The organism is Microbacterium sp. LMI1-1-1.1 (assembly GCF_040815675.1).
Classification (GTDB): domain Bacteria; phylum Actinomycetota; class Actinomycetes; order Actinomycetales; family Microbacteriaceae; genus Microbacterium.
Window position 1 is genome coordinate 547,724 of sequence record NZ_JBFPNN010000001.1, and the last position, 24,491, is coordinate 572,214.

A 24,491-nucleotide genomic window follows, 5' to 3' on the forward strand; every position below is an offset into this window, starting at 1 on the left:
GAGTGGCCGCGCGGCGTACATCTGCGCCACGTCACCGCCGGAGGGGGATGGCTAGGCTGGACGGGTGAAGATCGCTCGGTTCAGCTACCAGGACGCCATCCGCTACGGCATCGTCGACGACAACGAACTCGTCGTGCTCGACGCCGACCCGATGTTCGCCGGGTTCGACACCACCGGGGAGCGCGTGCCCCTCGCCGACGTGGCGCTGCTCGCTCCGGTGATCCCGCGCTCGAAGGTCGTGTGCATCGGCAAGAACTACCGCGACCACGCCGCCGAGATGGGTGGGGAGGCGCCGGCCGAGCCGCTCATGTTCCTGAAGCCCAACACCTCGGTCGTCGGCCCGAACGACGTCATCGTCCGCCCGACGAGCCTGAGCTCGCACACCGACTACGAGGGCGAGCTCGCCGTCGTCATCGGGCGGATCGCGAAGAACGTCCCGGCGGAGCGGGCGGGTGACTACATCTTCGGCTACACCGTGGCCAACGACGTCACGGCGCGCGACCTGCAGCGCTCCGACGGCCAGTGGTCCCGCGCGAAGGGCTTCGACACCTTCTGCCCCGTCGGCCCGGTCATCGAGACGGACCTGGACCTGGACGCCGCCGCGATCACCACGCGAGTCAACGGCGAGGTGCGTCAGCAGGGCCCCGTGTCGGACATGATCCACGACATCGGCGCTCTCGTCGCGTACGCCTCCGCGGTGTTCACGCTCCTCCCGGGCGACCTCATCCTCACCGGCACCCCCGCGGGCGTCGGCCCCTTCGTCGCCGGCGACACCGTCGAGGTCGAGATCAGCGGCATCGGAGTCCTGCGCAACAGCGTGCGCGATGCCTGACGCCGCGCTGTCCGTCGAGGGGGAGGTCGACGTCGTCGCCGCCCAACGGCGGACCGTGCGGACCCTCGCGGCGGGGCAGGTGCTCACGGGCGTCGCCTTCGGCTCGACGCTGTCGCTCGGCGCGCTCCTCGCGAAGGACCTGTCCGGCCAGGACGCCCTGTCGGGGTTCGCGACCGCCGCCGTGACCCTCGGCGCCGCCCTCACGGCGATCCCGCTCGCCCGTCTCGCCGGCTTCCGGGGGCGGCGGTTCGCCCTCACGACCGGGAACGTCGCGGCGCTCGTCGGCATCACCCTGGTCGTCACGGCCGCGGCGGTCCGCTCGTTTCCGCTGCTGCTGGTCGGCATCGCGCTCATCGGCGCGGGCAACGCGGGCACGCTGCAGTCGCGTTTCGCCGCGACCGACCTGGCCGAGCCGGGCCGCCGTGGCCGCGATCTCTCCGTGGTCGTCTGGTCGACGACGGTCGGCGGCGTCGTCGGTCCGCTCCTGCTGGCTCCGGGCGAGCTCGTCGGGGCGGGCGTCGGGATGCCACCGCTCACGGGCGCGTACCTGTTCTCGTTCGCGGCGCAGGCCCTGGCGTTCGCGCTCTACGCCCTCACCCTCCGGCCGGACCCGCTGCTGCTCGCGCAGCGGCTCGCGCTCCGTCCGACCGCCGGCAGCGCGCCCGTCGCGGAGATCGACCGGCCGCTCCTCGCCCGGTACGCGATCTTCGCGGTCGCGGCATCCCATGTGACGATGGCGACGGTGATGGCCATGACCCCCGTCCACCTCTCGCACGTCGTCGCGCCCGACGCGCTCACTCTCGCCGTCGGCGTGACCATCGCCGTCCACGTGTTCGGCATGTACGGTCTCTCGCCCGTCTTCGGCATCCTGGCGGACCGCATCGGGCGCATCGCGGTCGTGCTCCTGGGACAGGTGCTGCTCGCCGCGTCGCTCGGCACCGCCGCCGCCTTCGCGGACTCGCAGGTCGGCGTGCTTGTCGCCCTCCTGCTGCTCGGTCTCGGCTGGAGCGCCGCGACCGTGGCGGGGTCGGCGCTCCTCACCGAGGCCACCCCGCTCGCGGGGCGCCCGCGCCGCCAGGGTCGCAGCGACACCCTCATGACCGCCTCGGCCGCCGCCGGCTCCGTGCTTGCGGGAGTGATCCTCGGAGCGGTCGGTTACGACGGTCTCGCGTTGTGGGCGCTCGTCCCCGTCGCGGCGGTGTGCGGTGGAGCGCTGCTCGTCCGGGTGTCGTCCCGAGCGGACGAAGGGCGGGGCGCGGCCGTCGCTCCGTGATCAGATCGCGTAGACCAGGCCGTCGAACGGCGACAGGTCGGACGCCCCGCGAACCCCGAGGGCGTGCAGCGCGCGGTCGACGTCGAGCTCGTCGTTGAAGACGTGGAACGCCACGCGCGCACGGCCCGCGCGGCCCGAGGCCGTGATGCCGTGGGCGGTGAGCTGCGCGAGCGCCTCACCGGTGGCATCCGGCCAGGTGACGATCGCCGAGGGACGCTCCGGGTGGGCCAGTCCGAGGCCGTCGCGGAAGCGCGCCGCCAAGGCGGTGACGTGGGCGTAGGTCGCGGTGATGTCGGTGTCGGCGAAGAGCGCGAGGGCCGGGGCGGCGCCGACGAACGCCTGCCACGCGGGCGACACGTCGAAGCGCCGCGCGTCCGGGGCGAGGGAACCGCCCGTCCCGTAGCAGGAGGACCACGGGTCGTCGCCGGCGTACCAGCCCGCCTGGACCGGGCGGATGCCGCGGGCGAACTCGGGCGAGATCGTGAGGAAGGCCACACCGCGCGGGCAGCACAGCCACTTGTAGGCGTGGCAGACGGTCGCGTCGAACATCGTCGCGTCGACCGGGAGCCATCCGGCGGCCTGCGTGAGGTCGCACAGCGTGCGGGCGCCGGCGCGGGCGGCCGCGGCCGCGATGCCGGCGGCATCCGCCACCTCACCGGTCGCGGACTGCACGAGGGAGAAGGCGACGAGGAAGGTGTCGGGGGAGACGGCGCGGGCGAGCTCGGCCAGGGGAGCGGTGCGGAGGCGGATGCCGCGACCCGCGTGCGCGAAGGGGGCCACGAGCGAGGAGAAGTCGCCCTCGGCACACAGGACCTCGGCTCCGTCGGGCACGGAGGAGGCGATCAGCGACACGAGCACCGACGTCTGCGACCCGATCGCGACGTCGCCCACGGGGGCGCTCACGAACCGTGCGTACGCGCTGCGCGCCTCCTCGACGGCCTCCGACGCGCCGACGACGTCGGGACGACCGGATGCCGCGGACTCGAGGTCCGCGCGGACGGCGGCCACCGTGGCGCGCGGGGGCAGGCCGAGGGTGCAGGCCGCGAGGTAGTCGCGGCCGCCGGCGAAGTGCGTGGCGAGGCTGCTCATGCCTCCAGGATCGCGAGCGCTTTGTCATTGCACCAGAGCAGGTGTTGCATGAGAACCATCACGTCTGCTTATGTGTCGGCATGGCCGAGATCGACGACTCCCTGGATGCCCATGCGCTGCGCGTGGTGAAGGCGATCGCCGACAGCGGCTCGATCACCGCCGCCGCCCGCGCCCTCGGGTACAGCCAGCCCGCGGTGAGCCAGCAGCTGCGCCGCCTCGAGCGGCGGGCCGGGACGCCGATCGTCGAACGCGTGGGGCGCGGCGTGCGTCTCACCGAGGCGGGGGCCATCCTCGCCCGGCACGCCGCGGCGGTGACGACGGCCCTGGACGCCGCGGCCGCGGACCTCGCCGAGCTGCGGGGCCTCCGCGCCGGTCGCGTGCGCATCGCGGCGTTCCTGTCGGCGTCGTCCACCGTGGTCCCGCGGGTCATCGCGGCCGTGACCGCCCGCCGCCCCGGTGTCTCGATCAGCTTCGTCGAGGCCGAGCCGCCCGAGGCCATCGCCGCGGTGCGGGAGAACCGCGCCGACATCGCCCTCACATACAGCTACCCCGGGGACCGTCGCGAACACCTGGAGTTCACGGCATCCGGCCTCTCCGTCCGCCGGATCGGCGACGACGACACCGTCGTGGTGGTGCCCACGGACCACCCCGCCGCGGCGCACGACCCCATCGACCTCTCGCAGCTCGCGGGGGAGCGGTGGATCGCCGGATGCCCGCAGTGCCGTGGCCACCTGCTCGAGGCCTGCGGCCGGGCGGGGTTCACCCCCGACATCGCGTTCGAGACGGACAACTTCATCGCCGTCGAGAACCTCGTCGCGCAGGGGGTCGGGATGGCGATCCTGCCGCGGATGGCCGTGGCATCCCTCCCGATGCTCTCGGGCATCGCAGCACCGCGCCTGCCGTCTGCCGAGGCCCGGACGCTCCACGTGGTCACCGCTCGCGGCGCCGAGCAGGTGCCCGCCGTCGGAGCGGCCCTCGACGTCATGGCGGAGGTGCTCGCCGACCACCTGCGTCTCTCGGGGAGCGGCACCGCCCGCCGGTAGGATCGAGGCGATGTCTTCCACGCCCGATCCCCGCACCACGACCGCCACCGGCGCCGACGTCCGCGTCCGCTTCTGCCCCTCTCCCACGGGGCTGCCGCACGTCGGACTCATCCGCACCGTCCTGTTCAACTGGGCCTACGCCCGGCACAACGGCGGCAAGCTCGTCTTCCGCATCGAGGACACCGATGCCGCCCGCGACAGCGAGGAGAGCTACCAGCAGCTGCTCGAAGCGCTCCGGTGGATGAACATCGACTGGGACGAGGGGGTCGAGGTCGGCGGTCCGCACGCGCCCTACCGCCAGTCGCAGCGCCACGAGATCTATCGCGGCGTGCTCGACAAGCTCGTCGCCAGCGGTGCCGTGTACGAGAGCTACTCGACCGCCGAGGAGATCGACGCGCGCAACGAGGCGAACGGTCGCGCCAAGCAACTCGGCTACGACAACTTCGACCGCCACCTCACCGACGAGCAGAAGGCCGCCTTCCGGGCCGAGGGTCGCGAGCCCGCGTGGCGTCTGCGCGTGCCCGACGAAGACCTCACCTTCGTCGACCTCATCCGCGGCGAGGTGACGTTCCCGGCCGGGTCGTTCCCCGACTTCGTGATCGTGCGGGCCGGCGGCATCCCGCTGTACACCTTCGTGAACCCCGTCGACGATGCGCTCATGGGGATCACCCACGTGATCCGCGGTGAAGACCTCATGCCCTCCACCGCGCGTCAGCTCGCGCTGTACCGGGCGCTCATCGACGCGGGCGTCACCTCGTTCGTGCCGCGCTTCGGACACATGCCGCTCGTCCTCGGCGAGACCGGCAACAAGAAGCTCTCCAAGCGCGACCCGCAGGCCGACCTCTTCCTGCAGCGCGAGAAGGGCTTCGTCCACGAGGGCCTGCTGAACTATCTCGCCCTTCTCGGCTGGTCGCTCTCGCACGACCGCGACGTCTTCTCGCTCGAAGAGCTCATCGCCGCCTTCGACATCGCCGACGTCAATCCCAACCCCGCGCGCTTCGACCAGAAGAAGGCGGAGGCCATCAACGGCGACCACATCCGGATGCTGGATGCCGCTGACTTCGCCGCCCGCATCGTGCCCTACCTCGCGGGGGCCGGTCTGATCGCGGAGCAGCCGACGGAGGAGCACCGCGCCATCATCGCCGCGGCCGCGCCGCTGGTGCAGGAACGCGTCCAGCTGCTGGGCGAGGTGCCCGGGATGCTCGGCTTCCTGTTCGTCTCGGACGTCGAGTACGCCGAGGACGCGCTGAAGGGCCTGCCCGCGAACGCCGCCGAGGTGCTGACGGCGTCGGCCCACGCGCTCGAGGGCGTGTCCGACTTCACCGCCGCGGCCGTGCAGGACGCCCTGTCGCGGGCGCTCGTCGAGGAGCTGGGGCTGAAGCCGCGCGTCGCCTACGGCCCGCCGCGCGTCGCCCTCACCGGACGTCGGGTGTCCCCGCCGCTCTTCGAGTCGATGGAGCTGCTCGGCAGGGACGAGACGCTCCGCCGCCTGCACGCCCTGGTGGCGCACCTGGGCTGAGCCCTCCGGCGGCCAGGCGTTGTCGCCGCCGGGCGTTCCTCGCAGAACCACGCGAACCTCGCAGCATCCTTCGCGGATTCTGCGAGGTTCGCGCGTTTCTACGTGCTTCGTCATGCGCGGGCGGCGGGAGCGTGCGCGTCTGCGGGACTGGTGGGGCGGGCGCGGGTGCGGCGGGCGCGTCTGCAGGACCGGTGGGACGCGTCCAGAGCCGTGGGGCGCGTGTGCCTCTCGCACCGTGGTCGGTCCTGCAGACCGGGCCGCGGTGCCTGCCAGGCGGGCGCGACGCGCGCGGGCGGGCGCCGGTTTGGTGCTGGCGTCCGTCTCGCGTAAGCTTGATCCTCGGCACGAGTTACGGCTCAGCGCCTTGGGGTATGGTGTAATTGGCAACACGGCGGTTTCTGGTTCCGTTGTTCTTGGTTCGAGTCCAGGTACCCCAGCAGAAAGAAAAGCCCGGTGATCGCGAAGATCCCGGGCTTTCTGCGTTGATGGGCGCAAGTGTCGGCGGCATACGGAGTCGGCTCGTTCAAAGACGGGCGGAGCACAATGGCGTCATGGGACTCTTCGCCTCACGCCCCGAGGAACCGACCGAGTGGGCAGGTCTGCCCGGCGAGCCGCTGCAGCCGCGGTCCGTCGCCGATCTGCTCCCCGACTAGGGGGATCGGGATGCCACCGCCCCCGACGCTCTCGGACTGCTCGGCGGTGCGACGGTGTCGGTCGGCATCCCCGTGACGATCGACGACGTCGAGCCTGGGGACGAACCGGACGAGGATTCCGGCGAGTAGCAGGTCGGATGCCGCCGTCCGACGCCGCGTCTCCCGGGGGAGCGCGCGTGCGGCGGGTAGCATCCGGATCGCGGGGCACCCGACGCCCGCCGGAAGAAGGTCACCGTGAAGCGCTCGCCCGCCGCCGCTGCCGTCCTCCTGGCGGCATCACTTCTGCTGACCGCGTGCACCGCCCCCGCCGAGAACGGTGGCCCGATCGTGCAGGGCGGGGCGCCCAACGCGGAGCCCTCGAACTCCGCGGGCGTGATGACCCCCACGATCGTCGCCCCCGACGAGCTGGACGGGACGACCGTCACCGCCGTCGTCGGTGCCGCCGTGGTGCTGACCGTCCCCGAGGGGTCGGAGGGCGAGTGGGCGGGCAGCGAGGACGACCCGACCATCGCGGAGTTCTCCGCCGGCGGGATGTCCGAGGGCGGCAGCTTCCAGCCCAGCTTCATCGCCCGCGGGACGGGGACGACCGGTGCGACGCTCGTCGGACCCGATGGCGGGATCGTGCACTTCACGATCGAGGTCACCGCGCCCTGACCCCGCCGGGCCGTCAGCATCGTCCGCCGGTGTGCCCACCGCCGCCGTCCGCCGCCGTCGTGCGGAGTTCGGCGGCGACACGCCGGCCACGGCGGTCGGGCCGCGGCGTGGCGGCCGAGACTCCGCACGACGGTTCCGGAGTGGATGCCGCACGCGGCGGCATCCACCCCTCTCACTCGACCGCGGTGTCCGGCGGGTCTGCTGCCGTCGTGCGGAGTCCTGCGGTGACACGCCGGTCTCGGCGGGCGGGGCCGCGGCGTGTCGGGCGAAACTCCGCAGGACGGTTTCGGGGAGGGATGCCGCACCCGGCGACATACCCCCTCACTCGACCGCGGTGGCCGCCTCGCGCGCCTCGCCCCGGCGACGCCCGGCGCGGGCGATGAGGAACAGCACGGAGCCGACCGCGATGTACCCGGCCGCGCCGAGCCACACGACGCCGGTCTGCTGCGCGAGCAGGACGAGGCTGGCGATGATGGCGAGCACGGGCACCGCGCGCCAGACCCGGAAATGCGGGTGGTCCACCTTGTCCTTCTTGAGGACGAGCACGCTGACGTTCGCCGTGAGGAAGACCAGCAGCAGCAACAGCACCGTGGTGGCGGCGAGCGTGGCGACGTCGCCGACGAACGACAGGGCCATGGTGACCCCCGACACGGCGAGGATCGCCACCCACGGCGTGCGTCGGCCGGGCAGCACCTTGCCGAACGCGCGGGGGAGGAGGCCCGACTCCGCGAGACCGTACGCCACGCGGCTCGCCATGACGAGGAACAGCAGCGCGCCGTTCGCGATGGCGACGAGGGCGATGGCGCCGAACAGCCACGGGGGGAGCGCGACCCCGCTGGCGTCGACGACGTCGAGCAGCGGTCCGGAGGAGGCGGCGAGCTCGGCCGGCGGCAGGACGATGACCGCGCCGATCGCGATGAGCAGGTAGATGACCGCGGCCGTCGCGAGGGCGCCGAAGAGCGCGCGGGGGTAGGTCCGCGAGGGGTTCTTGACCTCCTCGGCCATGTTGGCCGCGGCCTCGAAACCGAGGAACGAGAAGAACGCGATGACCGAGGCGGCGAACGCGCCTTCCAGCGGCGGCACGTCCGCGGCGAACTCGACCAGGCGCGACGGGTCGCCGCCGCCGCCGCCGAACACGATCGCGGCGACGACGATGACGATGACCAGACCCGACACCTCGATGACCGAGGCCACGAGGTTGGCGCCGAGCGACTCGCGCACGCCGCGCAGGTTGATCAGGGTCAGGACGGCGATGAACACCAGCGCGGTGGGGATCGGCGGCAGATCCACGAGAGCCGCCAGGTAGTCGCCCGCGAAGGCGTTGGCGAGGGATGCCGCGCTCGTGATGCCCGCGGCCATCATGAGGAAGCCCACGAGGAACGACAGGTACGGGATGCCGAACGCCCGCTCGACGTACCGGGCCGCGCCGCCGGCGTGGGGGTACTTGGTGATGAGCTCGGCGTAGGTCCCGGCGGTCAGGAGCGCCACGACGAGAGCGATCAGGAGGGGGAGCCAGATGACCCCGCCGACGTCGGTCGCCATGCTCCCGACGAGGGTGTAGATCCCGGCTCCGAGCGTGTCGCCCACGATGAAGGCGAACAGCAGGGGACCGGTGACGACGCGTTTGAGCTTGTGGGTCCCGGGGGGAGGGGCCGCGGTGATGTCCGAGGGCATCCGGACATCACACCCTGTGGATGCCGCCGGCGCAAGCCGCTGGCGGCAACTCAGAGCTCCAGGTGCCCCTCGAAGACGATGGTCGAGCGGCCGTCGTCGCCGGGCCACACCCGCGCCCGCACGCCGTAGACGTCGGCGATGAGCTCGGGGGTGAGGACCTCGCCCGGCGCCCCCGCCGCGACGACCCGCCCGGCACGCAGCACCAGCAGACTGTCGCAGAACGTCGCCGCCAGGTTGAGGTCATGGAGGGCGATGACGCTCGTGAGCGGCAGCGCGGCGACGAGCGACAGGATCTCCAGCTGATGCCGGATGTCGAGGTGGTTCGTCGGCTCGTCCAGCAGCAGCTCTCGCGGATCCTGCGCGAGCGCACGGGCGATCTGCGCGCGCTGGCGTTCCCCGCCGGAGAGCGTATGCCACGAGCGGTCCGCCTTGTCCCGCAGCCCGACCCGGGCGAGGGCGTCGTCCACCGCGGCGTCGTCGCCGGCGCTCGACCCGCCCCAGAGGGGGCGGTGGGGTGTGCGGCCGAGGCGGACCACGTCCCGGACGACGATGTCGTCCTCGGTGTCGGCGTGCTGGGTGACGACCGCGACGGCCCGGGCGATCTCGCGGCGGCGCAGGGTCGGCAGCGCCACGCCGTCGAGCAGGACCTCGCCGGAGTCCGGGCGGGCGGCGCCCTGCAGCAGGCGGAGGAGCGAGGACTTGCCGGACCCGTTGGGCCCGAGCAGCCCGACCGTGGATCCGGGCTCCGGGTGCAGGGACACCCCGTCGACGACGAGCGCGCCGCCGCGGGTCCAGGAGACCTCCCGCGTCTCGAGGGTCATTCCCGTCCCTCCGGCGCAGCAGCAGCGCGACGAACACGGGCACGCCGACGAGCGTCGTCCCCACCCCGACCGGCAGGGGCGTGGGGGCGAAGACCGTCCGGGTGACGGCATCCACCCACACCATGAAGACCGCCCCGACGACCGCCGCGAGCGGGAGGACCCGCACGTGCCGCTGGCCCACGAGCAGCCGGACCGCGTGCGGGACGACGAGGCCGACGAAGCCGACAGCGCCGACCACGCTCACGAGCACGGCGGTCATCACGGCGGTGACGACGAGCAGGGCGAGCCGCGTGCGGGCGACCGGGATGCCGAGGGAGGACGCGACGTCGTCGCCGAAGGCGAAGGCATCCAGGGTCCGAGCCGCGAGGAGGCAGACGATGCCGCCCCCGACGACGACGGCGGCGGCGAGGGCCGCGTCGTCCCAGCGCACGCCCTCCAGGGATCCGAGCAGCCAGAACATGACGCCGCGCGTCTCGTCGGAGTCGGCGAACGCGAAGACGACGAGGGACGTGAGCGCGGAGAAGAACTGCGTTCCGGCGACGCCGGCCAGGATGACCCCGGACGTGCCCCCGGAGGTCAACCGGGAGAGGAGCAGCACCACCGCGAAGGCGACGAGGGCGCCGATGAGGGCGCCGCCGGACAGGCCGACGGCCCCGCCGCCGATCCCCATGACGCCGATGACCACGGCGCCGGTGGAGGCTCCCGACGAGACGCCCAGGAGGAACGGCTCGGCGAGCGGGTTGCGCAGCAGCGACTGCATGACGACGCCGCAGAGGGCGAGGCCCGCGCCGGCGCAGGCCGCGACGAGGGCCCGGGGGAGGCGCTCCTGCCAGACGATCGCGTCCTTGGCGACCCGGACGGGGATGTCGGCGAGACCGAGGTGGTTCAGCAGCACGTCCCGCACGTTGACGAGCGAGACGTCGGCGGGGCCGAGCGTCAGGGCGACGCCCACCGAGACCACGAGCACCAGCGCCGCGAGGGCCGTCAGGCCGACCCCGGCGACCGCGGAGGCGCGCCCGGGGCTCCGCGCGACGGTGACTGTCGCGCTCAGAGCGCGCCCGCGTTCTCGTCGGCCCAGGCGCGGATCTTCTCGAGCGCGTCGACGAAACGGATCGACGGGTTCAGCTCGGCGCCGTGCAGCGCGATGTACCGGTGCTCCTTCACGGCGCTGAGGGTGCTCGTCAGCGGGTCGCTCTCGAGGAACGCGATCTTGTCGTCGAGACGGTCGCCCGGGAAGCGGTCGCGCTGCAGGTCCCCCAGCACGAGGATGTCGGGGTCCTTCTCGACGACGGTCTCCCAGCCGGTCGCGACCCAGTCGTCGCTCTCGTCCGCGAACACGTTCGTCATCCCGGACAGGGATGCCAGCAGGCCGGCGTTCGAGCGGGAGCTGGCCATGTAGGGGGTCTTGGTGTCGGCGAACCAGAACGCCACGGTCGCGCCGTCGAGGTCGACGCCGTCCAGCGCGGTCGCGGCCCGCTGCTGCAGGTCCCCGACCAGCGCCTCGCCGCGGTCGCCGACGTCGAACACCTCCGCCAGTTCGCGGATCTCGTCGTAGAGCACGTCGATCGTGAGCGGTGTGGTCCGCGTGCCGCCGGCGTTCATCATCACGTCGCCCTCGCAGTCGGTCGGCGACAGGTAGGACGGGATGCCGGTCTCGGCGAAGCGGTCGCGGGTGGCCACGCCGCCCTGCGCGAAGTGCCGGCCGAAGGAGGCCGTCACGAAATCGGGGTCGGCGCCGAGGACGACCTCGTACGTGGGGGCGTTGTCGGCCAGACGCGGGACGTCGGCGTTCGCGGCGGCAAGGGCGTCCAGGACGGGGTCGGTCCAGGACGCCGTTCCCACGACACGGTCCTGCAGTCCGAGCGCGAGCAGGATCTCGGTGGAGTCCTGGTCGAGCGAGACCACCCGCTGCGGTGGGGCGTCGATCGTGACCGACCGGCCGCAGTTCTCGAGCGTCAGCGGATACACCGTGGAGCCGGCGCCGGCCGCGGCCGTGCTCTCGGGGACGGCTTCGGACGCTCCGCACCCCGTCGCGGTGACGGCGACGGTGAGGAGCAGGGGCAGGGTCAGGGCGCGGACGCGGGGCATCGAGTTCTCCGGTGGTGGGGTGGAACGGTCGTGGGGGACTCGTGAAGTGAGGCTAGCCTTACCTGCCCGTCCTGCGCGAATCGGCCGACCCCGTCGCCTCCGCCGGGCGACGTGGTGCACCGTTCTGGCTTTTCTGTTGCTTCGTGTGGGATCGCGTTGTATTGTGTGGGAGTCTTCGAAGGAGAACCGATGTACGCAATGGAGCGCCAAGAGCTCATCGAGCGCCAGCTCCGCGACCAGGGTCGCGTGAGCGTCGTCGATCTCGCCCGGCGCTTCGACGTCACCACGGAGACCGTCCGTCGCGACCTCGATCGCCTGGAGAGCGCCGGCGCCCTGCGTCGCGTGCACGGCGGCGCCGTGGACATCTCCCGGGGCAGCACCGCCGAGGCATCCCTTCCGGAGCGCCGCCTCCGCCACGGAGACGCCAAGCGCGCCATCGGCGCGGCGGCCGCCTCGCTGCTGGGGCCCGACTTCCGCGGCTCGGTCTTCATCGACGCCGGCACCACCGCTGCGGCCGTCGCCGCCGAGCTGCCGGCCGCTCTCGGCGACAGCGCCGGACGCGTCGAGGTCGTCACGCACTCGATCGAGACCGCCCACCTCCTCGGCGGCGACGACCGCGTGTCGCTGACCATCGTGGGCGGGCGCGTGCGCGGTGTGACCGCGGCGGCGGTCGGGGCGCACACCGTGCGCGTCATCGGCGAGATGCGGCCGGACATCGCCTTCGTCGGTACCAACGGCATCAGCGCCGGGTTCGGGCTCAGCACCCCCGACCCTGACGAGGCCGCCGTCAAGACCGCCATCATCCGCTCGGCCCGACGCATCGTCGTCGTCGCCGACGCCGCCAAGTTCGGAGAGGAACTGCTCGTGCGCTTCGCCCGCCTCGACGAGATCGACGCCCTCGTGACCGACGTCCAGCCGCCGCTCGACCTGATGCGCGCCCTCGGCGACGCCGACGCGGAGGTGCGCGTCGCATGATCGTCACCCTCACGGCGAACCCGTCGGCCGATCGCGCAGTCCGGCTGACCGCCCCCCTCGCCCCGGGCGACGTGCAGCGGGCGGAGTCCTCACGCGAGGACGCGGGCGGGAAGGGCGTCAACGTCTCTCGTGCGGTCGCGGCCGCCGGTGCCCCGACGCGCGCCGTCGTCCCGGTCAACGCGCACGACCCCTACCGTCTGCTGCTCGAGGACACCGGCATCGACCTGTCCGTGGTGCCGGTCGCCGGCCGCGCGCGGGCGAACCTGACGATCACGGATCCGACCGGCGAGACGACGAAGATCAACCTCCCGGGTGCCGAGCTGTCCGCGGACGAGGCGTCCGCGCTGACCGTCGCGGTCGTCGCCGCCAGCGCCGGTGCGACCTGGCTGGTGCTGGCGGGGTCGCTGCCTCCGGGTCTCCCGGTCACCTTCTACGCCGACCTCATCACGGCCGTGCGGTCGCGCTGGGGTGCGGACGCACCGCGCATCGCGGTCGATGCGTCGGGGCCGGCGCTCGTGGCCGCCGTCGCGACCGCGCACCCGGACCTCATCAAGCCCAACGAACACGAGCTCGCCGAGCTGGTGGGGGAGGACACGTCGATCGACGACGACGTGCCCGCCGCCGCGGCCGTGCGTGCCGCCGCCCTCGTGCCGGACCGGGTGGCATCCGCCCTGGTCACCCTGGGCGCCGACGGTGCCCTGCTGTTCACGGCGGACGGCGCCTGGCGCGGACGCGCCCCCAAGATCCAGGTCGCGAGCACCGTGGGGGCGGGCGACAGCTCGCTCGCCGGCTACCTCCTCGCCGACCTCGACGGGGCCGCGGCCCCGGACCGTCTCGCGCGGAGCATCGCCTACGGTGCCGCCGCCGCGACCCTGCCGGGGACGCAGGCTCCGACCCCCGCCGATCTGCCCGCCGGGCCGATCGACGTCACCGCTTTCGCCACTCCCACCGCAACACCCTGACCACGGAGGTCATTGACAATGTCCGACATCATCACACCGGAGCTCGTCACTCTCGACGTGCCCCTGGGGACCGACAAGCAGTCGGTCATCCGTGCCCTGGCCGAGCGCGTCGTCGCGCAGGGTCGCGCACGCAGCGCCCAGGAGCTCTTCGACGACGCGTGGGCGCGCGAGCAGAAGGACGAGACCGGCCTGCCCGGCGGCATCGGCATCCCGCACGCGCGCAGCGCGTCGGTGACCGAGCCGACCCTCGCCTTCGCCCGCCTGACCCCGGGCGTCGACTTCGGCGCGCCCGACGGTCCCGCCGACATCGTGTTCCTCATCGCCGCGCCGGAGGGTGCGGACGAGGCCCACCTGTCGGTCCTGTCGCAGCTCGCCCGGAGCCTCATGCGCCCGGACTTCACCGACGGCCTGCGCGCCGCCGGGTCGCCCGCCGACGCCGTGCGCATCATCCGCGAGGCCGTCACCCCGGCCGACACCGCGGCCCCGACGGCTGCGGCCGCCGCTGCCCCGGCCGCGACGCGCGCCGAGGCCCGCACCACCACGCGCACGAAGAAGATCGTCGCCGTCACCGCGTGCGCCACCGGCATCGCCCACACCTTCATGGCCGCCGACGCCCTCACCAACGCCGGCGCCGAGACCGACGGCGTGGAGCTCATCGTCGAGCCGCAAGGCTCGAGCGGCTACAAGGCGCTCCCGCAGAACGTGATCGACGAGGCCGACGCGGTCATCTTCGCCGTCGACGTCGACGTCCGCGACCCCCAGCGGTTCGCCGGCAAGCCCGTCGTCCGTGCGGGCGTCAAGCGCGGCATCGAGCAGCCGAAGCAGCTCATCGCCGAGGCCGTCGCCGCCTCCGACAACCCGAACGCGGCTCGCGTGCAGGGCGCGGCCGGCGGCGCCGGTGCGGCCGACGCCCCCGTCGCACAGCAGTCGGTCGGCCGTCGCATCCAGCGCTGGCTGCTGACCGGTGTCAGCTACATGATCCCGTTCGTCGCCGGTGGCGGTCTGCTGATCGCGTTGGGCTTCCTGCTCGGCGGCTACCAGGTCACCACGAACGCGTCGAACATCATCATCCAGAACTCGCTCTGGGACCTTCCGACGCAGGACATCACGTCCCCGCTCGGCCCGATCGGCCAGTACCTCGGCTCGGTCGCGTTCATGATCGGTGCGACGTCGATGGGCTTCATCGTCGCCGTCCTCGCGGGCTTCATCGCCTACGCGATCGCCGACCGCCCCGGCATCGCCCCCGGATTCGTCGCGGGTGCCGTCGCGGTGCTCATGAACGCCGGCTTCATCGGCGGCATCATCGGCGGTCTGCTCGCCGGCTTCATCGCCTGGTGGCTCGGCCGCTTCGACGCGCCCCGCTGGCTGCGCGGCCTCATGCCGGTCGTCATCGTGCCGTTCCTCGGGTCGATCTTCGCCTCGGGGCTGATGATCCTCTTCCTCGGCCGTCCGATCGCCTCGCTCATGGCGGCGCTGACCGAGGGTCTCACCTCGCTCGCCGGCAGCGGCGCGGGTGCCATCCTGCTCGGCGTCATCCTGGGCCTGATGATGTGCTTCGACCTCGGCGGACCGGTCAACAAGGTCGCCTACGTCTTCGCCACCACGGGCCTGGCCGCCGCGTCGCAGACGAACACCGCGCCCTACCTGATCATGGCCGCCGTCATGGCCGCGGGCATGGTCCCGCCGCTGGCGATGGCCCTGGCATCCACCGTCCTGGCCCGCCCGAAGTTCACCCCGGTCGAGCGTGAGAACGGTGCGGCCGCCTGGCTGCTCGGCGCTTCGTTCATCTCCGAGGGCGCCATCCCGTTCGCCGCGGCCGACCCGCTGCGCGTCATCCCCGCGTCGATGGTCGGCGGTGCGATCACCGGTGGTCTGACCATGGCGATCGGCGTCCAGTCGTTCGCCCCGCACGGCGGCATCTTCGTGTTCTTCGCGATCCAGCCGTTCTGGGGTTTTGCCCTGGCGATCGTCGCGGGTACCGTCGTGACGGCTCTGCTCGTCGTCGCTCTCAAGCGCATCGGCGGCCGCAAGGAGACCCCCGTCGCAGAGGACGCCCCCCGGGCGACCGTGGCGGCGTAACACCCCGATCCGGAAGGAACACCCATGGCAGAACGTCAGGCCACCATCGCGAGCAGCTCCGGCCTCCACGCCCGTCCCGCGAAGCTCTTCGTGCAGGCGGTGCAGGAGAAGAAGATCCCCGTGACCATCGCGGCCGAGGGCGGTGCCGACCTCAACGCCGGCAGCATCCTGTCGCTCATGGGCCTCGGCGCCGGTCAGGGCACGGTCGTGACCCTGAAGGCCGAGGGCGAGGGTGCCGAGCAGGCGCTCGACGAGCTCGTCGCCCTGCTCGAGACGGACCTCGACGCGCAGTAAGCGACACCGAAGAACATCGGATGCCACGGTCCTCAGGGCCGTGGCATCCGGTGTTCCGTCGTTCGGGGCGGGGGTGTGCGTCCCTGCCGCGGATCAGACGTCGGTGGTCTCCCCCGGGGGCAGGTCCACGAAGGAGCCGCCGTTCTGCTCCGCGGCCCACGTGAGACGGGACGCGCCCATCTGCTTGCCGGCGACCGACAGGGTCATGTCGTGCGTCGCGAAGACCCGGTCGGGCTTGACGGCCAGGACGAAGTCCATCGCGTCGCCGATCTTCAGCCACGGGGCGCCGACGGGGGCGGCGAGCAGGCGCACGTGCGTGCGCTTGGGGACCGCGTACGAGTCGCCCGGGTAGTAGAGGGCGTCGTTGACGAGGACGCCGACGTTGTCGACGACGGGGATCGACTCGTGGATGACAGCGTGCTGACCACCGAAGAACTCGAGGTGGAACGGGCCGAGGTCGAGGGAGTCGCCGGGCGCCACCGCCGTCACGTCGAAGCCGGCGGCGGCCTTCACCACACCCTCCGGTCCGTAGATCGGCGTCTCCGGGTGGGCGCGCTGAAGGCGGGTCAGGTGCTCGGGCGTCCAGTGGTCGGGGTGCTCGTGGGTGATGACGATGCCCACCAGCCCGACGAGGTCCTCGAGCGGAGAGGTGAAGCTCCCGGGGTCGATGACGAGGGTGTGACCGGATTCGACGACGACGAGGGCGGCGTGCTCGTGCTTGGTGACTCGCATGCGTCGAGTCAACTCGGCGCCCCAGACTGCTGCAAGCGCTGGCGGGACCGTGTCGGTTGTGGCAGTGGCATCCCCTCGTTCACCCGCCGGATGTCCGGTGAGGTCTTCCGGTGGCGGCGTGCGCGCGCTACCGTGGGCGGGACACGCCCGGGGAGCGGGTCTGCCCGGCTCGATTTGGCGTGCGTGCCGATCCTGTTGCATACTTGATGAGTTGCGACGCGGCCCCATCGTATAGCGGCCTAGTACGCCGCCCTCTCACGGCGGTAACGCGGGTTCGAATCCCGCTGGGGTCACCAACACGAGAAGAGCTCCGACCGGAAGGTCGGGGCTCTTCTTGGTTTCCGGGGCGGGCGCCCTGCCTGCGTCCGGCCCGTCCTCCGTCCGCGATCTCGGCGGGGGAGAAGGCGCGCAGGCGAGCGCGCGGGTCAGGCGGCGGGGCGGCGGCGGGGCGGCGGGGGAGAAGCCGCGGCGCGCGGGTCAGGCGGCGGGGCGGCGGCGGCGGATCACGCGACGCACGCCCCACACCACGGCCGCGACCACGCCGCCGACGATCAGCCACGGCAGGAGGAATCCGAGCCCGATGACGATCCCGTTCAGGGTCGCCACGAGGCCGTTCCAGCCCGCGACGAGGCCGTCGCCGAACCCGGCGGGGTCTGCGGCCACGGCCTCCGGGGCGGTCTGCACCTGTACCGACAGCGAGGACAGGGCGATCTGGCTCTCGAGCAGCTCCAGCTGCTGACGGTCGGCGTCCAGCTGCGCCTGCCGGTCGGCGAGGGCGCTCTCCGCGGTGATGAGGTCGGCGACCGACGCGGCCTGGGCGACGAGCTCTGTGAGGCGGGCGACGGATGCCTCGGCGGCGGCGACCCGCGCGCGGAGGTCGACCGCCTGGTCGGTCACGTCGCTGCGGGTCACGGTCTCGTCCGTGACGGTGCCGAGACCGTCGAGGTCGTCCATCACCGTGGACAGGCTCTCCGCCGGGACGCGGACCGTGATGCCGCCGGAGGAAGCGTCCGGGATCTCCGGCTGTGCCTGGTCGATCGGCCGCACGACACCGCCCGCGCCGACCTGCGACGACTCGACGTAGCCGCCGACGGAGGTCGCGGCATCCGCGATCGCCTCGATCGCCGCGGGAACCTCGTCGACCTCGAGCGTCGCCGACGCGCTGGCCACGATCTCACGGCCGGCGGAGGCGGACCCGGCCGCTCCGCCGGAGACGTCGACGAGCCCCGAGCCCGGGTCGACGGGGACGAGGCCCGGGTCCACGCCGCTCTCGGCACCGGGCAGAACCACCGCGCTGTCGGCCGAGGAGGATCCGGCGCCCTCCATCCGGGTGCCGAGTCCGGGTGCGATGACCGCGGCCACGACGATCACGGCCGCGGCCGCGGCCGCGGCGCCGAGCACCCGCGTCCGTCGGGTCTTGCGAGAACGCCGGTCGTCCGCGATGCGGGCGAAGACCCGGCGTTCCAGGGCATCGACGCGCTCGTCGGCGAACGGGGGGAGGGTGGGGGTGGTCATGGCGTCTCCGTCTCGAGCGCTGCGGCGCGCACCCGGGACCGGATGCGGGAGAGGCGGTTGCGGATCGTTCCGTGCGTGACCCCGAGCTCGGCCGCGGCGGCTTCGTAGCCGTAGCCCTCGGCCGCGCACAGCCGGAAGATCTCGCGGTCGAGCTCGCCGAGGCCCGCGACGGTGTCGAGGATCGCGCGCACGGTCGCCGCGTCGACCACCTGCTGCTCGACGTCCACCGTCGACGGCAGTGCATCGTCGAGCGCGTCGTGCTCGCCGTGCCTCCGGCGACTGCGCAGCCGGTTCGCCGCCTGCAGCCGGCAGATGGTGGCGAGCCACGGCAGCAGGGAGGTGCCCTCGAGCCGCAGGTGCGGGATCTTGCGCCACGCCACCACGAAGGTCTCCTGTGCGACGTCTTCCGCGTCGGCGGCGTCGCCGACGAGCCCGTACGCCGTCCAGTACACGGCTCGTGCGTATGCCCGGTAGAGCCTCCGGAACGCGGGCTCCGACCCGCCTCCGGCCTGCGCGACGAGCGTGCGATCGTCGATGACGTCGTCTGTCATGGCATCCCGTCTCCTCGCCCTCTCACGGAAAGGTGTCCGCTCCGCTCGGATCGTCTCACGCGATCCGACGCGCCGCGCGGCGAGATCGCACGATCCGCGCGAGAGCGCCCCGAGCGGGCGCGCCGGAGCGGGCGATCTCGCGCCGAACGTGCGATCTCGGCGGGCCGCGGAGACCGCCCGCCGGGTCGCGGGGCCGGACGCCGCGCCGAGCGGCGGATAAGATCGAGCGTTTCCCCCGACGAAAGGCCCTCATGGAGCTGCAGCTCGACCCCGTGTTCCAGACGGTGACTCTCGTCGTCCTGGTCCTGATCCTCGTCGCGGATCTGCTCATCATCCTCAAGCGTCCGCACATCCCCTCGGCGCGCGAGTCCACGCTGTGGGTCGTCTTCTACGTGACCCTGGCGCTCCTGTTCGCGGGCGTGCTGTGGATCGTCGCCGGGGGAGAGATCGCGGGGCAGTTCGTCGCCGGCTGGCTCACGGAGTACAGCCTCTCGGTGGACAACCTCTTCGTCTTCGTCCTGATCATGGGCCAGTTCGCCGTCCCGCGCCGTTATCAGCAGGAGGTGCTGATGGTCGGCATCATCATCGCGCTGGTGCTGCGCGGCGCCTTCATCCTCGTCGGCGCGACGGTCATCGAGAACTTCAGCCCGATCTTCTACCTCTTCGGTGCGTTCCTCGTCTACACGGCGATCCGCCAGGCGTTCCCCGGCGACGACGACGACGAGCAGAAGGAGAACCTCATCGTCCGGATGCTCCGCCGCGTCCTGCCGATGAGCGACGCGTACGACGGCAAGAAGGTCGTCACCCGGGTGAACGGCAAGAAGGTCTTCACCCCGATGATCATCGTGTTCGTCGCGATCGGTGTCACCGACCTGCTGTTCGCCATCGACTCGATCCCGGCGATCTTCGGCATCACGCAGAACCCGTTCATCGTGTTCACCGCGAACCTCTTCGCCCTGATGGGTCTGCGCCAGCTGTACTTCCTGCTCGGCGACCTGCTGGACCGCCTGCGCTTCCTGCACTACGGCATCGCCTTCATCCTCGCGTTCATCGGCGTGAAGCTGGTGCTGCACGCCATGCACGTCAACGAGCTGCCGTTCATCAACGGCGGCGAGCCGATCGAGTGGGCGCCGGAGATCTCCACGTGGGTGTCGTTGGCCGTCATCATCCTGTCGATGGCGGTGGCCACGATCGCGAGCCTCGTGGTCTCGTCGCGCGAGGCGCGCGCGGCCGGACCCGTGGATGCCGCGACCCAGGTCGCCGATGAGAAGGGGACGCCCCGCAGCGTGGAGCACCCGGGCACAGACTGACGCCGAGGCGTGTCCCACGATGTGCAGGGGAGCGGCCTGATTCTGCACGAAGTGGGACATCATGCCGGACGACGACGCCGCGGGGAGCGCCCTAGAACGCCTGCAGGTTCGCGCGCAGCCCGCCGTCGACGTACTCCTCGCGCAGGATGCCGCGTCGCCGCAGGATCGGCACGAGGTCGTCGAGCACGCGGTGCACGGTGACGGGGTGCAGGTCGCCCCAGAGCAGCACGCCGTCGTTGCCCCACTCCCCGAGCTCCTCGATGCGGTCGGCGAACTCGTCTGCGGTGCCGACGAACCCGCTGCCGTCGTTCAGGCGGCCGAGACGCGCGTGCGCGGCCAGGAGGGTCCGCAGCGGGGTGTCGTCGTCGTGCTTCCCGACGAGGCGGGCGATGCTGCCCTGCGACACGTGCTCGCCGAAGATGCCGCGGTCGAGCGGGCGGTCCAGGTCCAGCGCCGTGAGGTCGGTCTCCAGGTCGCTGGACTGCTTGCGCGCGATCGCCCGCAGCGCCTCGTCGTCGGGGTGCGCGGATGCGGTGACGAGCCGGTCCGCCTCCTCCGGCGACGACACGAGCACGGGCTGCACGGCGAAGAGGATCGCGACGTCGGCGGGCCGGCGACCGGCGGCCTCGGCGGCGGCGTGGATGCGTCCGCGGTAGGCGCGGATGCTCTGTTCGTCGAGGGGGGCGAGGGCGAGCTGCACGTCGGAGTTGTGCCCGGCGAAGGCGAGGCCGCGTCCCGAGCCGCCGGGCGAGACGATGGCGGGCTCGCCGTCGGTGAACGGCACGGCGTTGAGCGGGCCGTCGAAGGAGAAGTACTCGCCGCGGTGGCGGGTGGCATCCATCCGGGTCCCGTCGGCGTACACGCCCGTCTGCTCGTCCTGGACGAGGGCGCCCGGCTGCCAGGAGCGCCAGAGGTCCCGGATGCCGCCCAGCCACTCCTCCGCACGGTCGTAGGCCGCGTCGTGACCGAGCTGCGGCGCGGCGGAGAAGTGGCGCGCGCTGCCGGTGTCGGTGACGACGTTGAGGCCGAGGCGGTGACCGCTGAGGTGCTGCAGCGTCGCGAACTGGCGCGCGGCCGTGTACGGGAGGGAGGCGGCCGGGTTGACCGTCGGGACCACCCCGAGGTGCCGTGTCGCGGCGAACAGGTACGGCGCGAGGAGGAGCGGGTCGTGCTTGGGTCCGCCGAACGCGTGGCGGACGCGCAGGTCGATCGTGTCCGCGCTGCCGAGGGACGGGGCGTCCTCGATGATCAGGAGGTCGAAGCCGGCCTGCTCGAGCGTGCGGGCGGAGTCCTGGTAGAGGTCGGGCGACGTCCACCGGTGGTTCCAGCGGAGGTACGGGTGCCCCCACCCGTGCGGGCCGAAGCCGCGGGCGAGGAACCAGCCGAAGTGCTGCAGCCGGGTCACAGGACCACCGTCTCGCGCTCCGTCGCCGGGATGCTCTCCAGCGCCTGCGAGAGGTCGGCGAGCAGGTCGTCGATGTCCTCGATGCCGATGGACAGGCGCACGGTGCCGGGGAACACCCCCGCCCGCTCGCGCTCGGCGACGGTGCGGGCCGCGTGCGAGGTGCTCTGCGGGTGCAGCACGAGCGAGCGGACGTCGCCGAGGTGGGTCATGTGGGTGATCAGCCGGACCGATTCCACGAGGTGGCGCGCCGCCTCGAGCCCGCCGCGGAGGGTGACCGTGAACACCGACCCCGTCCCGCGGGGGAGGTAGTGCCGGCCGCGCTCATGGTGGGGGTGGCTCTCGAGTCCGACGTGGTCGACCCGCTCCACCTCGGGACGGGCCTCCAGCCAGCGTGCGACCGCGAGGGCGTTGGCGGACTGCCGCTCCACGCGCAGGCTCAGCGTCTCGATTCCCTGCCCGATGAGGAAGGCGTTCAGCGGCGACGGCGCCGGACCGAAGCGCGGGGCGACGCTCTCGCGGATGTACGCGCCGCGGGCGCGCGGGCCGTGACGCTCGCTGAAGCTGGCGCGGCCCAGGCGGTCGGTGGAGACGAGATGGGGGAAGAGATGCCCGGATGCCGCAGCGTCGAACCGTCCGTCGTCGACGATGACCCCGCCCAGCACGGCGCCCTGACCGGCGAGGAACTTGCTCGCCGAGTGCACGACGACGGCCGCCCCGTGCTCGATCGGACGGACCAGGTAGGGCGTGGTGAAGGTGCTGTCCACGACGAGCGGGATGCCCTGCTCGGCCCCGACGGCCGCGACCGCGGCGATGTCGAGCACGTCGTTGCGGGCGTTCGAGAGCGTCTCGGCGAAGAGGGCGCGGGTGCGCGGCGTGATGGCGGCCCGCCAGGCGTCGAGGTCGCCGGTCTCGACGAACGTGGTCTCGATCCCGAGACGGGCGAGGTTGTCCAGGAGCAGGCCGCGCGTGCCCTCGTAGATGTGCTCCGACACGACGACGTGGTCCCCGGCGCCGGCGAGAGCGAGCAGGGCGACCGTCACCGCGGCCTGGCCGCTGGAGACGAGCACCGCCTGGTCGCCGCCCTCCAGCGACGCGAGACGCTCCTCCACGGCGTGGACGGTCGGGTTGCCCGTGCGGCTGTACCCGAAGCCGCTGCCCGTGCCGAAGTGCGCCGCGGACTCGTCGAGGTCGCGGAACGTGAAGCCGGCCGTCAGGTAGATCGGCGTGGCCCGCGGCGAGGCGGGGGCGGAGGTCGATCCGACGTGGACCTGCCGCGTGGCGAATCCGGTCTCGATGCGCTGGTCCATGCGGGCGCGCTCCTTTCTGACGTGTCGGCACAGGTTCGCACGTGGCCGCCCGCGGGGTCACATCCGTGCGGCGCCGTGTTACGGCGGACCCTCCCGGGGCCGGTGGTATCGTGGCCGGATGCGGATCGCTCGCCTCCTCCTTAGCGGCCGCGACGAGACCTCGACTTTCTAGGCCTCTCTCGTCGCGGAGTTCGTCGCGGGCCATTCACCCCCTTCGAGGAGAACGCAGAACATGAGCAGCACCCCGACCGACGGCATCCACGTCCCGGATCGTCCCCGCACCCTGGCCGAGAAGCTCTGGGACGACCACCTCGTCGTCAAGGGCGAGGACGGCCAGCCCGACCTGATCTACATCGACCTGCACCTGGTCCACGAGGTCACGAGCCCGCAGGCCTTCGACGGTCTGCGCGCCGAGGGACGCCCCGTCCGGCGCCTCGACCTGACGATCGCGACCGAGGACCACAACACGCCGACGCTCGACATCGACAAGCCGATCGCCGACCTCACCAGCCGCACCCAGATCGAGACGCTGCGCCGCAACGCCGACGAGTTCGGCGTCCGCATCCACTCGCTGGGCGACAAGGAGCAGGGGATCGTCCACGTCGTCGGTCCTCAGCTGGGTCTGACGATGCCCGGCATCACGGTGGTGTGCGGCGACTCGCACACGTCGACCCACGGCGCGTTCGGCGCGATGGCCTTCGGCATCGGCACGAGCGAGGTCGAGCACGTGCTCGCGACGCAGACGCTTCCGCTGAAGCCCTTCAAGACGATGGCCATCACGGTCGAGGGCGATCTCAAGCCCGGCGTGACGGCCAAGGACATCATCCTCGCCGTCATCGCCCGGATCGGCACGAACGGCGGCCAGGGCTACGTCCTGGAGTACCGCGGCAGCGCGATCCGCTCCCTCTCGATGGAGGGCCGGATGACGATGTGCAACATGTCGATCGAGGCGGGCGCGCGCGCCGGCATGGTGGCGCCCGACGACATCACCTTCGACTACCTCCGGGGCCGCCCGCATGCCCCGCAGGGTCAGGACTGGGACGATGCGGTCGCGTACTGGCGCACGCTCCCGAGCGACGAGGGCGCCGTCTACGACGCCGAGGTGTTCCTGGATGCCGCCGAGCTCGAGCCCTTCGTCACCTGGGGCACCAACCCGGGTCAGGGCGTGTCGCTGTCGGACGTCGTGCCGACCCCGGCCGACATCGCGGACCCGAACGAGCGCGCCGCCGCGGAGCGGGCGTTGGAGTACATGGACCTGCAGGCGGGCACCCCGATGAAGGACATCCCGGTGGATGCCGTCTTCATGGGGTCCTGCACGAACAGCCGCATCGAGGACCTGCGCGCGTTCGCGTCGATCATCCGTGGGCGCAGCAAGGCCGAGAACGTGCGCGTCATGGTCGTGCCCGGCTCGGCGCGCGTCCGCCTGGAGGCGGAGGCCGAGGGCCTGGACAAGGTGTTCACGGAGTTCGGCGCCGAGTGGCGGTTCGCCGGCTGCTCGATGTGCCTGGGCATGAACCCGGACCAGCTGGCCCCGGGGGAGCGCTGCGCGTCGACGTCGAACCGCAACTTCGAGGGCCGTCAGGGCAAGGGTGGTCGCACGCACCTGGTGTCGCCGCTCGTCGCCGCCGCCACCGCGGTGCGCGGGACGCTCTCGAGCCCGTCGGACCTCGACCCCGTGCCGTCGGCGCACGTCTCGACCGGGGCGGAGGCCTGAC

The 24,491-nt window shown here is 72.4% G+C and carries 20 protein-coding genes, 2 tRNA genes and 1 pseudogene; 13 read left to right on the top strand and 10 right to left on the bottom strand.

From position 1 onward, the window contains the following. Positions 1–64 precede the first annotated feature (64 nt). Positions 65–832 (top strand): fumarylacetoacetate hydrolase family protein, encoded by a 768-nt coding sequence (locus tag MRBLMI1_RS02525; RefSeq protein WP_367726564.1) that lies wholly within the window; start codon positions 65–67, stop codon positions 830–832. Then, complete coding sequence (locus tag MRBLMI1_RS02530) at positions 825–2,105, top strand: MFS transporter (RefSeq protein ID WP_367726565.1); 1,281 nt, start codon at positions 825–827, stop codon at positions 2,103–2,105. The genes MRBLMI1_RS02525 and MRBLMI1_RS02530 overlap by 8 nt, the downstream gene beginning before the upstream one ends. Here the strand turns inward: MRBLMI1_RS02530 and MRBLMI1_RS02535 are convergent, their stop codons facing one another. Next, the gene (locus MRBLMI1_RS02535; protein WP_367726566.1) at positions 2,106–3,194 is read right to left on the bottom strand and encodes an aminotransferase class V-fold PLP-dependent enzyme; all 1,089 of its coding nucleotides are present in this window, start codon (positions 3,192–3,194) and stop codon (positions 2,106–2,108) included. A gap of 80 nt (positions 3,195–3,274) precedes the next feature. Between MRBLMI1_RS02535 and MRBLMI1_RS02540 the strand changes: the two genes are divergently transcribed. The 4 genes from MRBLMI1_RS02540 to MRBLMI1_RS02555 all read left to right on the top strand — a co-directional run bounded on the left by MRBLMI1_RS02540 (position 3,275) and on the right by MRBLMI1_RS02555 (position 7,063). Next, positions 3,275–4,237, top strand: a complete 963-nt coding sequence (locus tag MRBLMI1_RS02540) for a LysR family transcriptional regulator (protein WP_367726567.1) — start codon at positions 3,275–3,277, stop codon at positions 4,235–4,237. A gap of 10 nt (positions 4,238–4,247) precedes the next feature. Continuing rightward, positions 4,248–5,756 (top strand): glutamate--tRNA ligase, encoded by a 1,509-nt coding sequence (gene gltX, locus MRBLMI1_RS02545; RefSeq protein ID WP_367726568.1) that lies wholly within the window; start codon positions 4,248–4,250, stop codon positions 5,754–5,756. Positions 5,757–6,121: 365 nt separating this feature from the next. Next, positions 6,122–6,193, top strand: a tRNA-Gln gene (locus MRBLMI1_RS02550). 450 nt (positions 6,194–6,643) lie between these two features. Next, positions 6,644–7,063 carry a hypothetical protein gene (locus tag MRBLMI1_RS02555; RefSeq protein WP_367726569.1) on the top strand — a complete coding sequence of 140 codons (420 nt, stop codon included), beginning with the start codon at positions 6,644–6,646 and terminating at the stop codon, positions 7,061–7,063. Positions 7,064–7,384: 321 nt separating this feature from the next. Here MRBLMI1_RS02555 and MRBLMI1_RS02560 read toward each other — a convergent pair whose 3' ends face one another. The 4 genes and pseudogenes from MRBLMI1_RS02560 to MRBLMI1_RS02575 all read right to left on the bottom strand — a co-directional run bounded on the left by MRBLMI1_RS02560 (position 7,385) and on the right by MRBLMI1_RS02575 (position 11,646). After that, positions 7,385–8,737, bottom strand: coding sequence for an APC family permease (locus tag MRBLMI1_RS02560; protein WP_367726570.1), 1,353 nt, complete (start codon positions 8,735–8,737; stop codon positions 7,385–7,387). A 50-nt stretch (positions 8,738–8,787) separates the two neighbouring features. Beyond that, positions 8,788–9,558, bottom strand: coding sequence for an ABC transporter ATP-binding protein (locus tag MRBLMI1_RS02565; protein ID WP_367726571.1), 771 nt, complete (start codon positions 9,556–9,558; stop codon positions 8,788–8,790). Positions 9,559–9,565: 7 nt separating this feature from the next. After that, positions 9,566–10,636 (bottom strand): annotated as a pseudogene (locus MRBLMI1_RS02570) (FecCD family ABC transporter permease); the annotation flags it as partial. Continuing rightward, entirely contained in the window at positions 10,606–11,646 is a 1,041-nt protein-coding gene (locus MRBLMI1_RS02575) for an ABC transporter substrate-binding protein (RefSeq protein WP_367726572.1), read from the bottom strand. The pseudogene MRBLMI1_RS02570 and the gene MRBLMI1_RS02575, both read right to left, overlap by 31 nt. A 189-nt stretch (positions 11,647–11,835) precedes the next feature. Between MRBLMI1_RS02575 and MRBLMI1_RS02580 the strand changes: the two genes are divergently transcribed. Genes MRBLMI1_RS02580 through MRBLMI1_RS02595 form a run of 4 tightly spaced genes read left to right on the top strand, consistent with a single transcriptional unit; the run spans position 11,836 to position 15,956 of the window. Beyond that, positions 11,836–12,621 carry a DeoR/GlpR family DNA-binding transcription regulator gene (locus tag MRBLMI1_RS02580; protein WP_367726573.1) on the top strand — a complete coding sequence of 262 codons (786 nt, stop codon included), beginning with the start codon at positions 11,836–11,838 and terminating at the stop codon, positions 12,619–12,621. Further along, a complete protein-coding gene (locus tag MRBLMI1_RS02585) occupies positions 12,618–13,583 on the top strand; it encodes a 1-phosphofructokinase family hexose kinase (protein ID WP_367726574.1) in 966 nt (321 codons plus the stop codon). The genes MRBLMI1_RS02580 and MRBLMI1_RS02585 overlap by 4 nt, the downstream gene beginning before the upstream one ends. An 18-nt stretch (positions 13,584–13,601) precedes the next feature. Further along, positions 13,602–15,662 (top strand): PTS fructose transporter subunit IIABC, encoded by a 2,061-nt coding sequence (locus tag MRBLMI1_RS02590; RefSeq protein WP_367726575.1) that lies wholly within the window; start codon positions 13,602–13,604, stop codon positions 15,660–15,662. 24 nt (positions 15,663–15,686) lie between these two features. Continuing rightward, complete coding sequence (locus tag MRBLMI1_RS02595; RefSeq protein ID WP_367726576.1) at positions 15,687–15,956, top strand: HPr family phosphocarrier protein; 270 nt, start codon at positions 15,687–15,689, stop codon at positions 15,954–15,956. Positions 15,957–16,049: 93 nt separating this feature from the next. On the opposite strand, the gene MRBLMI1_RS02600 is transcribed toward MRBLMI1_RS02595, so the two are convergent. Beyond that, positions 16,050–16,688, bottom strand: a complete 639-nt coding sequence (locus MRBLMI1_RS02600; protein WP_367726577.1) for an MBL fold metallo-hydrolase — start codon at positions 16,686–16,688, stop codon at positions 16,050–16,052. Between the two features lie 220 nt (positions 16,689–16,908). Between MRBLMI1_RS02600 and MRBLMI1_RS02605 the strand changes: the two genes are divergently transcribed. Continuing rightward, positions 16,909–16,984, top strand: a tRNA-Glu gene (locus tag MRBLMI1_RS02605). A gap of 181 nt (positions 16,985–17,165) precedes the next feature. On the opposite strand, the gene MRBLMI1_RS02610 is transcribed toward MRBLMI1_RS02605, so the two are convergent. Together MRBLMI1_RS02610 and MRBLMI1_RS02615 are read right to left on the bottom strand one after the other, a co-directional pair. Then, entirely contained in the window at positions 17,166–18,203 is a 1,038-nt protein-coding gene (locus MRBLMI1_RS02610; protein WP_367726578.1) for a DUF4349 domain-containing protein, read from the bottom strand. Further along, positions 18,200–18,754, bottom strand: coding sequence for an RNA polymerase sigma factor (locus MRBLMI1_RS02615; protein ID WP_367726579.1), 555 nt, complete (start codon positions 18,752–18,754; stop codon positions 18,200–18,202). The genes MRBLMI1_RS02610 and MRBLMI1_RS02615 overlap by 4 nt, the downstream gene beginning before the upstream one ends. A gap of 251 nt (positions 18,755–19,005) precedes the next feature. On the opposite strand from MRBLMI1_RS02615, the gene MRBLMI1_RS02620 reads away from it, so the two are divergent. Then, positions 19,006–20,064, top strand: a complete 1,059-nt coding sequence (locus tag MRBLMI1_RS02620) for a TerC family protein (protein ID WP_367726580.1) — start codon at positions 19,006–19,008, stop codon at positions 20,062–20,064. A gap of 91 nt (positions 20,065–20,155) precedes the next feature. Here the strand turns inward: MRBLMI1_RS02620 and MRBLMI1_RS02625 are convergent, their stop codons facing one another. Together MRBLMI1_RS02625 and MRBLMI1_RS02630 are read right to left on the bottom strand one after the other, a co-directional pair. Further along, on the bottom strand, positions 20,156–21,469 hold the full coding sequence (locus MRBLMI1_RS02625; RefSeq protein WP_367726581.1) for an LLM class flavin-dependent oxidoreductase: 1,314 nt from the start codon (positions 21,467–21,469) through the stop codon (positions 20,156–20,158). After that, on the bottom strand, positions 21,466–22,776 hold the full coding sequence (locus tag MRBLMI1_RS02630) for an O-acetylhomoserine aminocarboxypropyltransferase/cysteine synthase family protein (protein ID WP_367726582.1): 1,311 nt from the start codon (positions 22,774–22,776) through the stop codon (positions 21,466–21,468). Before MRBLMI1_RS02630 ends, MRBLMI1_RS02625 begins: the two co-directional genes overlap by 4 nt. Positions 22,777–23,008: 232 nt before the next feature. Here MRBLMI1_RS02630 and leuC point away from each other — a divergent pair, with 232 nt between their 5' ends. Continuing rightward, entirely contained in the window at positions 23,009–24,490 is a 1,482-nt protein-coding gene (gene leuC, locus MRBLMI1_RS02635) for a 3-isopropylmalate dehydratase large subunit (protein ID WP_367726583.1), read from the top strand. Position 24,491 lies beyond the last annotated feature (1 nt).